General features: G+C 48.2%; 12 protein-coding genes. 6 read left to right on the forward strand and 6 right to left on the reverse strand.

Features of this window, described 5'->3' with window-relative positions:
• Positions 1-114 precede the first annotated feature (114 nt).
• Positions 115-2,850, forward strand: a complete 2,736-nt coding sequence (locus tag QNM19_RS21080) for an ExeM/NucH family extracellular endonuclease (protein WP_049863887.1) — start codon at positions 115-117, stop codon at positions 2,848-2,850.
• A 155-nt stretch (positions 2,851-3,005) separates the two neighbouring features.
• Here QNM19_RS21080 and QNM19_RS21085 read toward each other — a convergent pair whose 3' ends face one another.
• From QNM19_RS21085 to QNM19_RS21095, 3 genes are all read right to left on the reverse strand, one after another.
• The gene (locus QNM19_RS21085; RefSeq protein WP_049863888.1) at positions 3,006-3,419 is read right to left on the reverse strand and encodes a hypothetical protein; all 414 of its coding nucleotides are present in this window, start codon (positions 3,417-3,419) and stop codon (positions 3,006-3,008) included.
• Between the two features lie 265 nt (positions 3,420-3,684).
• A complete protein-coding gene (gene fusA / locus QNM19_RS21090) occupies positions 3,685-5,772 on the reverse strand; it encodes an elongation factor G (protein WP_049863889.1) in 2,088 nt (695 codons plus the stop codon).
• Positions 5,773-6,104: 332 nt separating this feature from the next.
• Positions 6,105-7,406, reverse strand: coding sequence for a GntP family permease (locus QNM19_RS21095; protein WP_010385000.1), 1,302 nt, complete (start codon positions 7,404-7,406; stop codon positions 6,105-6,107).
• A 128-nt stretch (positions 7,407-7,534) separates the two neighbouring features.
• Here QNM19_RS21095 and QNM19_RS21100 point away from each other — a divergent pair, with 128 nt between their 5' ends.
• Positions 7,535-8,419, forward strand: a complete 885-nt coding sequence (locus QNM19_RS21100; protein ID WP_049863890.1) for a hypothetical protein — start codon at positions 7,535-7,537, stop codon at positions 8,417-8,419.
• Positions 8,420-8,429: 10 nt separating this feature from the next.
• Here the strand turns inward: QNM19_RS21100 and QNM19_RS21105 are convergent, their stop codons facing one another.
• Together QNM19_RS21105 and ylqF are read right to left on the reverse strand one after the other, a co-directional pair.
• Complete coding sequence (locus QNM19_RS21105; RefSeq protein ID WP_049863891.1) at positions 8,430-9,131, reverse strand: hypothetical protein; 702 nt, start codon at positions 9,129-9,131, stop codon at positions 8,430-8,432.
• A gap of 1,476 nt (positions 9,132-10,607) precedes the next feature.
• Positions 10,608-11,561, reverse strand: a complete 954-nt coding sequence (gene ylqF / locus QNM19_RS21110; protein WP_049863892.1) for a ribosome biogenesis GTPase YlqF — start codon at positions 11,559-11,561, stop codon at positions 10,608-10,610.
• A 168-nt stretch (positions 11,562-11,729) separates the two neighbouring features.
• Here ylqF and QNM19_RS21115 point away from each other — a divergent pair, with 168 nt between their 5' ends.
• The 3 genes from QNM19_RS21115 to QNM19_RS21125 all read left to right on the forward strand — a co-directional run bounded on the left by QNM19_RS21115 (position 11,730) and on the right by QNM19_RS21125 (position 13,342).
• Entirely contained in the window at positions 11,730-12,092 is a 363-nt protein-coding gene (locus tag QNM19_RS21115; protein WP_157576750.1) for a hypothetical protein, read from the forward strand.
• Positions 12,093-12,169: 77 nt separating this feature from the next.
• Entirely contained in the window at positions 12,170-12,709 is a 540-nt protein-coding gene (locus QNM19_RS21120; protein ID WP_049863894.1) for a YaeQ family protein, read from the forward strand.
• A 30-nt stretch (positions 12,710-12,739) separates the two neighbouring features.
• Positions 12,740-13,342, forward strand: coding sequence for a PGAP1-like alpha/beta domain-containing protein (locus QNM19_RS21125; protein ID WP_049863895.1), 603 nt, complete (start codon positions 12,740-12,742; stop codon positions 13,340-13,342).
• Here the strand turns inward: QNM19_RS21125 and QNM19_RS21130 are convergent.
• Positions 13,339-13,548 (reverse strand): hypothetical protein, encoded by a 210-nt coding sequence (locus QNM19_RS21130; RefSeq protein WP_010384994.1) that lies wholly within the window; start codon positions 13,546-13,548, stop codon positions 13,339-13,341. The genes QNM19_RS21125 and QNM19_RS21130 overlap by 4 nt on opposite strands.
• Before the next feature lie 469 nt (positions 13,549-14,017).
• Here QNM19_RS21130 and QNM19_RS21135 point away from each other — a divergent pair, with 469 nt between their 5' ends.
• On the forward strand, positions 14,018-14,485 hold the full coding sequence (locus QNM19_RS21135) for a Dps family protein (RefSeq protein ID WP_010384992.1): 468 nt from the start codon (positions 14,018-14,020) through the stop codon (positions 14,483-14,485).
• Positions 14,486-14,506 lie beyond the last annotated feature (21 nt).

The raw sequence follows: 14,506 nt of genomic DNA on the forward strand, positions 1-14,506 counted from the left end.
CAATAAATTGCTCCTTTTTTGCATTTTTACGATTAACATTGTGTCATTTTTGTGTAACATACCCCCCGTAAGCTTATGTACCCATTTGGGTTTAAACTACACACGGGAAAAAACATGATAAAAACAAAATTCACTCCACTGGCACTCCTTGTGGCCGCAGCAACTGCCCCTGTGCAGGCTCAGGTCATCATGTCAGAGTACATTGAAGGTAGCTCATACAACAAAGCCATTGAGCTATTTAATACTTCAGACAGCCCCATTTCACTGAGCGGCTACACGCTCAGCTTCTATAACAATGGTGGTACCGATGCGTCTAACACTATTGAGTTAAATGGTGAGATCGCAGCAGGTAAAACCTACGTAATCGCATACAATCGAGCGAGTGAAACGGTCCTTGATGCAGCTCAGTTAATCGACAGCGGCAGCTGGCACAATGGCGACGACGCGATTGTATTACGCAATGGCGAGACAGTGCTGGACAGCTTTGGCCAGGTCGGTGTTGATCCGGGCAGCAACTGGGAAGGCAATGGAGTTGTCACTAAAGACAAAACACTGCGTCGCAACATCGACATTACAACCGGTCGTACAACATTTGATGCTACCTTTGATCCAAGTGCCGAGTGGACACAATTCGATAAAGATGATTTCTCAGGTCTGGGAAGCCACGGTAGTGACACCGGTGGGGATGATGGCGATGACGGTGGCGATGACACACCAGCACCGCTAGTGTGCGGAGATGCCGCCACAGCCATCAATGCGATTCAGGGTAATGCAGACGAAAGCCCGCTAAAAGATCAGGTTGTGACTATTGAAGCCGTTGTAACTGCTGACCTTCAGGAAGACAACCAACTTAAAGGTTTCTTTGTTCAGTCACTGGCCAATGACATGGACGACGACAGCATGACCTCAGAAGGTCTGTTTGTCTATTACAAAGACGTCGACGTTAACGTTGGCGATCAGGTACGTGTTCAGGGTACCGTTCAAGAATTTTACAATGCCACCCAGCTAGGCAATGTCACTCAACTGGAAATCTGTGGTAGCGCAGAGGTTCAGGCGCAGATGCTGACACTGCCCGTCTCTGAAGTCAGCGATCTGGAAGCCGTAGAAGGCATGTTGGTTAGCCTGTCACATGACATGGTTGTAGCTGACACCTATAACCTGGGCCGTTATGGTGAGGTTGGCCTGGCAACAGAACGCCTTTATCAGGGTACACAATTGGCCATGCCTGGTGATGACGCCAATGCACTGGAAGCAGAGAACAAGAAAAAATTCCTGCTGATGGATGATGGTTCAACGGTTCAGAACCCAGAAGTCATCCCTTACCCAAGTACTGGCCTGGATGCATACAAAACCATCCGTCTGGGTGACACAGTGTCTAATCTGGAAGGCGTTATTGCTTACAGCTTTGGTCAGTACCGTCTAAACCCGACGACAGCCCCGACTTTCAATAACACCAATGAGCGTGCAGAAGCACCAGAGCTTGCAGGTGAAGGTGACCTGCGTATCGCAAGCTTTAACGTTCTGAATTACTTCAATGGCGACGGCCAGGGCGCAGGATTCCCGACACCTCGTGGCGCAGACACAGCAGAAGAGCTGGTCCGTCAGGAAGCAAAACTGGTATCCGCTATCACCGCACTGGATGCCGATGTTATTGGCCTGATGGAGATAGAAAATGACGGCTTTGGTGAGCACAGTGCTATCGCTGATTTGGTGAAAGCAATCAATGCCGAGTCTGAGTACACGTATGCATACGTCGACTTCAACACCGACATGATTGGTGGCGACGATATCACAACCGGTATTATCTACCGCACCGACACAGTAGAAGAAGCCGGTACTGCCAGCTTCACAACCGCAGTGCCGTTTGATTACAGTAACCGCCCACCAACAGCACAGAGCTTCCGCAAGCTAGACAATAACGAAGAGTTTACCGTTGCCGTTGCGCACCTCAAGTCGAAAGGCTGTGGCAGCGCAGACGGTGATAATGCCGATCAGGGCGATGGTCAGGGCTGTTGGAATGTCATCCGTACTGAAGGCGCAAACGCGTTTGCAGACTGGCTGGCAACCAACCCGACCGGTAATGACGACGAAGACGTTATCCTGGTGGGTGATATGAACGCCTATGCAATGGAAGACCCAATGCGTGCCTTCGCAGATAAAGGTCTGAGCAATGTTATGACACATGTGGACGGCGACACACAGAGCTACTCATATACCTTCTCTGGACGCCTGGGCAGCCTTGACCATGCTGTGGCATCGCCTTCACTGTTAGCGAAGATCACAGATGCGACAGACTGGCACATCAATGCTGATGAGCCGCGTATGCTGGACTACAACACTGAATATAGAACGGATGCACAAATTGCAGAGCTATACGCGCCGCATGCCTACCGTGCATCTGACCACGATCCTGTGATTGTGGAGATTAAAACAGAAGCCGCGGAGCCGCCAGTTGATCCACGTCCGGTGATTGAAGCAGGTCAAAGCTTTGATGTCGCAGAAAACACAGCGATAAACACTGCGATTGGCATGCTTAAATTCTCCGATGCCGATGCAGACGAGACGCCGGTCGAACGTTTTATTGTGACTGGTACAAGCGCTATTTCAGTCAATGAAGTTGGCCAGATTGTTGTAGCCGGCGAACTGGACTATGAATTCGACAACCGTATCGAGTTCATGGTACAGGCACAAGACAGCGCAGGTAACCTGTCAGAGCAAGTACAGGTTGTTGTTAACGTTATCGATGTCAAACAAGGTGATGACAATGACGACGACGATGACTCAGGCAGCCTGGGCTGGTTAGCTCTGTTTGCTGCACCACTGGCATTGCTGCGTCGCCGTACAAAGTAAGATGCTGATGTGATGGCCTGAGCATACAAACTTGCTTAGGCTACACACGCTAAAAAGAAGATAAAAAAATGCGCCTTGCGGCGCATTTTTGTTTGCTCTCAGTTTTTAATCAATTCACTTGGTGAAGCAAAGTGAATTAATAGGTCATCAAGTTCTTACTTGATATTTTTACCTAATATCGGCACAGACAATACCTGAGCTGCTTTTTGCAATTCATCATCATCTATGGACCAATAAGGAAAAGACACTCTTCGGTTGTTATGTAGGACAACCTTTAAGCATTGCAATGGACCCAGCTTTTGTAGCTCCAGTGACGCTATTTCGTCTGCGTGCACATATCGTGTTTTCACCCATGTGCGATAACAAATTCCTGCTTTGTCGATATGTACAAAGCGCTTGTCGGTCAGTGTCATCAGCACAATTAAAGCGACACCCGACAATGATACAACCACCAGTGACGATGCTACGCCGTGAAGCGCTACCAAATTCATCATCACATAACACAGCGAAATACCACACACTGTGGCTAAAATTGCAAACCAGCTGATATCCAAATCTATGGTTCTCATGAGTACCTCCCAATTTTACTCAATCACATACAGAATCGACTGACTCTGGACCCTAATGATAAAGTTGCAAAGTCCCTAAATCAAGTCCGTTTATGTGATTTTTAGCAATAGTTAGGCGACGCTGACTGGTGAAAAAAACTGGTATGATTTTATTTATATTTTTGTTCAGCAAGATGAATGAACTACCGAATTGTGCAACACAGCAGAAAACTCAGACATTAAAAAAGGCCGCGAATGCGGCCTTTTTCAGAAATCAGTCAACTAATTACTTAGCTGCTTTTTTCTCTTTCTCAGCTGCGATTACTGCGTCAGCAACGTTTGCCGGGCAAGGTGCATAGTGAGAGAACTCCATTGAGAACTGACCACGACCAGACGTGATAGTACGCAGGTGACCAATGTATCCGAACATTTCAGATAGTGGTACTTCACCCTTGATACGTACGCCAGTTGCGCCAGCTTCTTGGTCTTTGATCATACCACGACGACGGTTAAGGTCACCGATTACGTCACCTACGTTGTCTTCTGGTGTGAACACGTCAACCTTCATCACAGGCTCAAGAAGTTGAGGACCCGCTTTAGGGATTGACTGACGGAATGCGCCTTTCGCTGCGATTTCGAAAGCGATAGCTGATGAGTCAACTGCGTGGAAACCACCGTCGAACAGTTCAACTTCAACGTCTAGTACTGGGAAGCCAGCTAGAACACCTTCGTCCATCATCATCTTGAAGCCTTTCTCAACGGCTGGCCAGAATTCCTTAGGAACGTTACCACCAACAACTGAAGATGAGAAAGTGTAGCCAGAGTTAGGCTCACCAGGCTTGATGCGGTAGTCGATCTTACCGAACTGACCAGAACCACCAGACTGTTTCTTGTGCGTGTAGCTATCTTCAACTTCTTGCGTGATAGTTTCACGGTAAGCAACCTGAGGCTGACCAACAACAAGTTCAACACCGTAAGTACGCTTAAGGATATCAACTTTGATGTCAAGGTGAAGTTCACCCATACCTTTAAGGATGGTTTCACCTGAATCTTCGTCAGTTTCAACCTGGAATGAAGGATCTTCTGCAACCATCTTACCGATCGCGATACCCATCTTCTCGTTACCACCTTTATCTTTAGGTGCTACCGCGATAGAGATTACCGGCTCAGGGAAGATCATCGCTTCAAGTGTACATTCGTGCTTAGGATCACATAGTGTGTGACCAGTCTGAACGTTCTTCATACCAACAACCGCGATGATGTCACCCGCTTGTGCTTCAGTCAGTTCGTTACGCTCGTCTGCTTGCATCTCAACCATGCGGCCGATACGCTCTGTTTTACCAGTTGCAGAGTTAAGTACTGTGTCACCTTTCTTCATGCGACCAGAGTAGATACGGATAAAGGTCAGGGCACCGAAACGGTCGTCCATGATCTTAAACGCAAGCGCTTTAAGCGGCTGCTCAGCGTCTACAGTTGCAACTTCACCAGTAGGCTCACCAGTGTCTTTGTCTGTAAGCGGCTGAGGATCAACTTCTGTTGGTGCAGGTAGGTAATCTACAACTGCATCTAGTACTAGTTGCATACCTTTGTTTTTGAATGCAGAACCACAGTAAGTTGGGAAGAACGCCAGATCACGTGTACCTTTACGGATACATGCTTTGATTTGCTCAAGAGAAGGCATTTCACCTTCCATGTACGCTTCCATCAGGTCGTCGTCTTGCTCAACCGCAGTTTCGATCAGCATTTCATGGTATTCTTCAACTTTGTCAACCATGTCTGCAGGAACGTCTTGGATCTCGTAGTTTTCAGGAAGACCTGTCTCATCCCAAACGTACGCTTTCTTCTCAAGTACGTCTACAACACCACAGAACTCGTCTTCGATACCGATAGGCAGTGTCATAACAAGTGGGTTAGCAGCAAGTACGTTTTGAACCTGATCTACTACGCGGTAGAAATCAGCACCCATACGGTCAAGCTTGTTTACGAAGATACAACGTGCAACTTCTGATTCGTTCGCGTAACGCCAGTTAGTTTCTGACTGAGGCTCAACACCGCCAGATCCACAGAATACACCGATACCACCGTCAAGTACTTTCAGTGAACGATATACTTCAACTGTGAAGTCAACGTGTCCAGGAGTGTCGATAACGTTTAAGCGGTGGCCTTTCCACTCACAAGTTACCGCAGCTGACTGGATTGTAATACCACGCTCAGCTTCCTGCTCCATGAAGTCAGTTGTAGACTCACCGTCGTGTACTTCACCGGTTTTATGAATTTTACCAGTAAGCTTTAGTATACGCTCAGTGGTGGTAGTTTTACCCGCATCAACGTGCGCGAAAATACCAATGTTTCTGTACTTTGATAAATCTGCCATTGTTTTGCTCTATTTAAAGTAGAAAAATTATTCGGCGGGAGTATATCACCTCTTTAGGCGAACATCATCCTTCAAGTCGTCTAAAATGCAATCAATTTGAGAAAAAAGTGGTTTCTACTGGAATGTATTTTGCTTAGATGGCTTTTATGCGTTCGAAAACGCCGTCAGATAAAGGCTGTCCCCATTTTATCTAGTAGCCAAAGTGTGATGAACGAGCCTAATCAGCGACCATTTTAATCGCCTAAATAACCGCTGATTGCTGCCCGGGCTTACCTAAAATAGGGGCTTTGACGATGATCTCGCCCCTGAGCATAGCGTCTGCTTTGAGGGCGCTAAAACCAGATAAACAAGCCCAGGATCAGCCCAACCCCCAACAAAGGCACCAAGACAGTCAACACCGCCAATGGCCAGTACGCATCCTGATGCTTCTCGCCACAGATCGCCCGCACTGTGGTCACGACATAGCCATTGTGCGGCAAAGTGTCGAGTGCACCTGAGCTGATCGCCACCACCCGGTGAAGCTGACTGGCATCCACGCCTAAGTCGAGATAATGAGGCGCAACCAAGGGCAAAGCAATGGCCTGTCCACCCGATGCCGACCCTGTCAGTGCGGCGATCACGCTGACCGCAATCGCGGCACCGAGCAGTTCGTTGCCGGGAATACTGGTCATCAGGGCAACGGCCTCATTGAAGGCCGGCGTGCCTTTGGCAACCGCACCGAACCCGACCACCGCAGCCGTGTTGCCGATCGCCACCAAAGCCCCTGTGGTGCCTAAGTTCACCGCCTGAGATAAATTATGAAAATGCCTGAAGTTAATCGCTAATATCGTCAGCACTCCCCCCAGTAATGCGACGATCAGCGCGTTTTGCTGGAGTGTGCTATGCAGAGTAAATGACAAAATCAACACGACCAGCAAGGGCAATAAACCCGTGATCGGGTGCGGTAAGTTGCGCTGGATCTGTTCAGGGTCATTATCCCGGGCCACAAAACATTCGCCATTGGCCACCGCCCGGCGGATCATCCAGCTCAATAACACATACCCTAATCCCGCCATAAAAATAGCCACCACCAGACTTTCCTGCCAGGCAGCATAGGGCGAAGTCCCCAGGTATTTGATTGGGATCCAGTTCTGAATTTCGGGCGACCCCGCAGAGGTCATGGTAAAGGTCACGGAACCAAATGCCAGCACCGCCGGGATAAAGCGCCGGGGCAAGTTAGCATCTTTGAACAGACTGAGCGCCATCGGGTAGACAGAAAAGGCAACAATGAACACGCTGACGCCGCCATAGGTCAGCAAAGCACAGGCCAGCACCACAGCTAACACCGCGTATTTCATGCCGATTTTGCCAATCACATAATGGGCAATGGCATCCGCGGCCCCGCTGTCTTCCATAAACTTGCCAAACAGGGAGCCCAGCAAGAACATTAAAAACCAGGCTTGCAAAAACCCGGCAAATCCGGCCATATAGAGAGACACAAAGGGTTGACCAGCGGTGGCATTAAAAATAGCAATGTCACTGGTCAGCGCCACGATTAATGCGCACAGAGGCGCAGCGATAAACAAGTTGACCCCTCGCAGGGTCAGGCCAATCAGTAACGCCAGTGCGCCGATTAAGCCAAGTAAACTCAGCATACATGTCCTGTTGATTTTTTGTTATTTAAGGTTAGTTATACGGCAATTTGGCACCGGGATCGAGCACCCAAGCAGATCCTTACTGAGGGGGTTCACCGACTATCGAACAACTATAAAGGGAACAAAACATGGCTATAAGCAACACTTCTCTGGGAACACTCTTGGCACTGGCGCTGACCACCAGTGCCTGTGCACAAGCGACAGAACGCGCAACCTGGCTGTGGAAAAAAGGCGGAGATCCGCTGGGGGCATCCGCTATGATCACCAGCCAGTCGACGCAGCAGACACTGATCGATTTGCTGCAACAACAACATATCACTGCTGTTTACGGCTCCTACGGACAATATACACAAACACAGTCTCAGGCCGTTGCACAGTGGAATCAAACACTGGCTGCGCATGGTATTCAGTCACATTACCTGATGGCGCAAAATACCTGGGTTTTCGCGCAAAATCACAGCAAAATGCTCAACAAATTACAAACCCGCCTTATTGATTATCAGCGCAATGCAGCGCCTGATGCTGAATTTACTGCACTGCATCTGGATATTGAGCCTCATGCACTGGCTGAATGGAAGCAAGGCACACCCCAGTCTCGTCAGGCGTTGTTGTGGCAGCTCATAGATACATTCAAAGCCATCAGGGCTTTGCTGGATGATCAGGGTATGGCGCAGTTAAGGTTGTACGCCGATATTCCCACCTGGTATGACAGCTCGGCAAAAATTGGCTGGGCCGATCAGGGGAAGGCCTTTTTAGCCGCACTTGAAGAAGTGCTGGATGGGATTTCAATTATGGCTTACGAGCGGGATAACAGCGCCTCCATTTTGAATGCCACCGCTGATGAACGGGCATTGGCTTCCCCCACCTTTTCGGTGAGGCTGAGCGTAGATGTCAGCAATACCTGGCAAAGCCCTGCCCATTTACACCAGGTCATTGGTGAGCTGGAAGCGGCGCAACAGCGCGTCGATATTCACGATGCCACCGACTACTATTACTGGCTGCAAGCACACTAAGCCCGCGCCTTTACTCACCCTGATGCTCGCATGTCAGTGTTACCCGCACATGCGACGCCAGGGTGTGTGCCTGCTCTTTGCAATGATAACCTTGTCTTTGAGTAAAGCGGTGGAGCTCCTGCTCATCATCGCGCTGATCCGCATCATTCCAGTTCGCCTCATAGGTTACCGAAAATGACGTTGGGCTGAGCGTGGTAAACTGAAAGTTATCGTTCACCATACAAAGACCCGGTCGCGCCTCACGAGTGCAGGCCTGTGTAGGGATCACCGAGCCGGATTCTGGGGTCATAGAAATGATTAACAAATCAAAAATGTTCAGGTCAAATGAAGTCAACTCCTGAGATGTCACATCCGTTTCCAGCAGCATACGAGTTGAATTCAAACTCGGCCAGCACCCCTCAAGCACATTTTGACAGGGCAGAACATCCGCTTTGTCTGACACGCCGATCGCCTCTCGTGGCATCGCCCATTCCAGATCACGGACCATCTGTCGTACAAAGCGCGGGTCATCGCATTGCTGACCCTTGCATTGCGCCCAAAAGCGCAGACGTATCAGTTGCCCTGAATGTGGTACAGGCGATGTCTCCAGATAAATTGTATGGCCTTGAGAGGCAAAAGAAAGTAACTGGGTGTTGATATCAAAAGAGTCCAGGGCATATGCAGGCAGGCTGAATGCGGCTACGGCTGCAACTGGCAAAAAACAAGTGGCCATTATAAATTCCTTTTAGCTATTCAAGCAAAGCCAGACTAACAGCTTACTTGTTTACAGTATAGATACACGTCATGCATAAATTCATAAAATAGATCCACAATACCACACACAGCTCACCTCAAAATATAAATGAGAATTACTTTCAAAAAGCAATTGACAGGCACAAAGATCTAATTGATAATCAATCTCAACAAAGTGACTTGACGGTTCATTTTGTTACTCTAATTGTTTCTCGACCCTGAAACGCGTGTCGCGCACGATAACAGCACTGGTTGTTAATGAGTTACATTGACGCCCCTTGGTGTAACTCAACAACCATTTTATATTTTACTTGCTACATTGCTCATATCGGTGACGGTAGATATGATCCCAAAAAGCCCTCCTCAGGGCTTTTTTCATTTCTAAATGAAGACAGGCTCCCTTTCGTATTCTCCCTGACAACTCAGTTCCAGCCACATTATCAACAACGCCTGTGTAATGCCCTGCACAACATCAACGGATACAACTGCAAGCAGGAAGAAACAAACTAAATGAGAATTATTTTCAAAAATTATTGACAGGCACAAAGATCTAATTGATAATCAATCTCAACAAAGCGAGATTGACGGCTCACTTTGTCGAAGTACGTAATTTGTTTCTCGACCCTGAAACACGTGATGCGCACGTAAACAGCGCAGGTTGCAGGTGTTAAGTATTAACGCCCCTTAATGCAGGATGCTTGCAACCAACTTACTATTTTACTTGCTACATTGCTCATATCGGTGACGGTAGATATGAACATAAAAAGCCCTGCTCAGGGCTTTTTTTATGCCTGAAATTTACTGCCTGATGATCTAATTACAAAAACGCAAATGAGAATTAATTTCAAATAGGTGTTGACATTCGCACAAATCTAATTGATAATCATTATCAACAAGGCGAGGCTGACGGCTCAATTTGTTGATGTTTTAACTTGTTTTCGACCCAGAATAAGTACGTGTTGCTCACGCAAAAAAGCTTAGGTTGCAGGTGTAAAGCACTGACGCCCCTCGGTGCAGCTCACAGGCAACCCACTATATTACTTGCTACATTGCTCATATCGGTGACGGTAGATATGAAATCGAAAAGCCCTGCTCAGGGCTTTTTTTATGCCTGAAATTTACGGCCTGATGATCAAACCACAAAACGTAAATGAGAATTAATTTCAAATAGGTGTTGACACCCGCAAAGATCTAACTGATAATCATTATCAACAAAGCGAGATTGACGGCTCACTTTGTTGTAGTACTCAGTTTGTTTCTCGACTCAGAAGTACGTGTTGCTTACGCAAAAAGCTCTGGTTGCAGGTGAAAAACATTAACGCCCCTTGATGTGGCTCACAGGCAACCAACTCACATTTTACTTGCTACATTGCTCATATCGGTGACGGTAGATATGAAATAAAAAAGCCCTGCCCCGGGCTTTTTTTATGCCTGATTTTTACTCCAACCCCACAGATTAACGGCGGTTTTTACGCGCGCGCGCGCGGCGCTGACGCTTTTCTTCTTCTTTGGCTGCTTTCTTGGCCTCTGCCGCCAGACGCAACTGAGCCACCATCTCTTCTTCCTCATCCCGCATTTGTGGTGTTTCCATGGTGATACGGCCAATGACGGCATCGCGCAGTTCGTTGATCAGGATCTCCGACATTTTGTGCGTATCGACCTGATTGCCACCGCGAATACAACCACGCTTACGTCCGGCCATTTCAATAAAGGTCCAGTCGCACTCGGGCAGCTCGTCAATTTTATAGCGTGCCTGCAACAGCTGAGGATAAGCCTGTAACAGGTACTCTGCGGTATAACTGGCCACTTCCTCATAATTGATCGCAGTATCACGAATGGCACCGGTGGCAGCCAAACGATAACCCGAGTTTTCGTTTTCTACTTTTGGCCATAACATGCCCGGCGTGTCATACAGCATAATGCCGTCTTCCAGCTTGATACGCTGTTGAGCCTTAGTGACCGCGGGTTCGTTGCCCGTTTTAGCAACAATTCGTCCGGCCAAGATGTTGATCAAGGTAGATTTACCGACGTTGGGGATCCCCATGATCATGGCCTTAAGCTGCTTATCCTGACCCACTTTTTGCGGTGCCAGCTTTTTACACAGCGCATTGATCCGCTGTACCTCGTTGCCCTTGTCATGGCCAAATGCGAGGGTTTTGACGCCATCTTCGCGCTCAAAGTAGTCCATCCAGGCCTGAGTCTGCTCAGGGTCGGCCAGGTCAGCCTTGTTCATAATTTTGATGACCGGTTTGTCGCCGCGCAACTGCGCCACCATGGGGTTTTCGCTGCTGTAGGGTATGCGGGCATCCAGCACTTCAATAATCACATCCATCTGCGGCATGATCTCTTTGATCTCATTGCGCGCCTTGTTCATATGTCCCGGAAACCACTGGATACCTGTTCTGCTCATCGTTTTCTACCTTATTAAATCTGGCTGTGTCAGACTGTAGACGCACAGAAAACATACTTTCTGCAACCCGGCCACGCGACACATGAATAACGCATAGTGTACTATAAACGTGGATATTGGGGGATCAAAGATGCAGCAACAGGTTACACAGAACAGGGAGCATGTGTTTTGAAAGGAAACTGGGACAGTGCCGCAGTAAAAAGTGTCTTTTACACCGGCCTGCTGCTATTGCTGGGTATTACGGCCTTGATGTTTGATGACTTCCCCGGTCCAATGGAAACGGTGCGCCTGTTTACCACCATCGCGCTCCTCTCAGCATTTTACCTCGCTTTCTCTGTGATAGGCTGGCTCGCCATTGGCTTGCCGGTTCACTGGCTGTGCGGTCGCTATACCAATGGCCATCTTGTTTTCTACGCAACCCTGCCCGCCATACTGCTGATACTCACACTGACTTTTAACGGGCTCTGGTTGCTGCCTGGTTGCGCACTTTTGCAGGCGTGTCTGTTCCGCTACTACCTGCATTTTGACTAACGTAGAACAGCCTGATTTTCCCCGCACAAAATGTGTATTTACCGATATAATGGCGTTTTTGCTAAATTGGACAGGCAATGGCACTCAAATCAACTATTTTAAAGGCCAACCTCTCGCTCAGCGATATGGACCGTCATGTGTATCAGGACATCAGTGTCACGCTGGCACAACATCCATCAGAGAACGCCCAACGCGTGATGGTCAGGCTACTGGCATTTGCTCTGGAATATCAGGATGGACTCAGTTTCAGTAAAGGCTTATGCGTCGAAGATGAGCCGGATATCTGGCTAAAAAACTACAGTGACGAAATCGAGCTGTGGCTCAGTGTTGGCTTACCGGAAGAAAAATGGCTGAAAAAAGCCAGCAATCGAGCCAAAAAAGTGGTACTTTATACGTATGGTGAGAACAATCAGGGCCCATGGTGGCAAAAGAACCAAAACACCCTGCGCCAGTATAGCAACCTAAAAATCATCAGCCTGCCTTATAGCGCCACCAGCGTGATGGCTGAAATGCTAACGCGTACAATGGCGTTAACCGTCACAGTGCAGGATGGCGAGATTTGGTTCAGTGATGAGCAACACAGCGTGCACCTGATCCCCGAAACACTACAAGGATAAGCTCACCCGGGTGCAAAAGAGGTAAAAACAATGGCAGTAACCAAAGTGGTCGTCTTACATGGATTGTATATGTCTGGATTTGTCATGCGCCCGCTATGCGAACGCCTGGAAAAGCTTGGCTTTGACATCCTCAATCTCAGCTATAACACGCTGACACCCGACAGACACGCTATCTTTGAACAGATCGATGCTTTTGTTGCGGGCCATGATGCCGCATTGGTCTGCCACTCAATGGGTGGCCTGGTGGCCCGGGATTACCTCACTCACAATTCAGCCGCCAGTGCGGCCATCAGCAAAGTGATCACCCTGGGGACACCACACAAAGGCAGCTATATCGCCAAACACATGCATGATCATGGCTTCGATATGCTGCTCAAAAACAGTGTGGAATACCTGCTCAGCCAACAGCAAAACTGGCCGTTTAAAGCCAAGCTCTATAGTATCGCCGGAGACTTGCCCATTGGTCTGATGCCGTTGCTGAAAAAAGGCAGCCGTTCCGATGGCACCGTGCTGCTGGACGAAACCAAATTGCAGGGCATGGCCGAGCACAAGATCTTTCGTCTCAGCCACACCACCTTAATTTATTCCCGGACGGTACTCGATTACATCGTCGACGTACTCGAACGTAATTAATGATCGCCGTTGGCTGCAATTTTGTACGCCACCAATGCGATAATCCCCACAATCAGTGGAATGGGCGCGGCGATATAACCGAACGCATCTGAGTTTGCATAGCTGGCACCTGCCAGGTGGCCAACCAGGCCCACAACAAAGGTCAACAGTGCTATCACCACGACAGCGATTTCGGATTTATGTTGAGAAGGGGTTTTACCTTGCATGATACGCTCCTTGGGTGCTGCACAGTATTTGTGCTCTGGCACACCGAAATAACAACCTAACGGGATGGCTCAGATGCGCACTTACACTACCCTGAAAAAGTTCACGCTCTGTGCCTGTTAAGTTCATTATGCGCCTCTGAATCGTGGAAATTTTGACCTAAATCAAAGCGCTGTTGTGGCGAAAAGACAACCCATTTTACGTTTGAGATAGATCAACTTAGCAGTCGTTGTTGGGGCGCAACGTGTCAAACTGGCAAACTTTAAGCATTCTTAACACCCGAGCTAAGCTGCTGCTATATCTTATTTTTTCCAACCGAGAGTTCCCTGCGTAGCCGCACTGTCTTCAATAATCTCGATACCTGCAATCGACTTTTCCCATTTGGCATCTGCCGCCTTTTTAGTCACACTAAGCATCAATCAGACGCACCATGTCGCGTCTTCTTTTTTAACCACAGTACAGGAGTAAACAATGAGCAACAGTATTGGATTAGACAGTCAGAAAAGTCAGGCACTGGTAGGCAGCCTCAATACCCTGTTAAGTAGTTACCAGATCCAGTATATGAATGCCCGCAGTGTTCACTGGAACATCAAAGGCCGTAACTTCTTCGAGTTACACGTTAAGTTTGAAGAAATTTATAACCAGTTACTGCTTCAGGTCGATGAAATCGCAGAGCGTATCCTGACCATTGAAGGCACTCCTTTGCACGCCTTCAGCGATTACCTGGAGCACAGTCAAATCAGTGAAGCGAAAGGGATCAGTGATGGTCAGGAAGCAGTAAAACGCTTACTGGATGGCTTTACTACTTTGATTAAAATGCAGCGCGATATTCTGGAGCAGGCGGGTGATGCCAGCGATGAAGGCACCGCAGCAATGATGAGTGATTACATCAAAGAGCAGGAAAAACTGGTGTGGATGCTTAAAGCGTACCTTGCATAACACTCGATGATAAGTGGAGGG

This window comes from Pseudoalteromonas ardens, assembly GCF_030125445.1.
Classification (GTDB): Bacteria; Pseudomonadota; Gammaproteobacteria; order Enterobacterales; family Alteromonadaceae; genus Pseudoalteromonas; species Pseudoalteromonas ardens.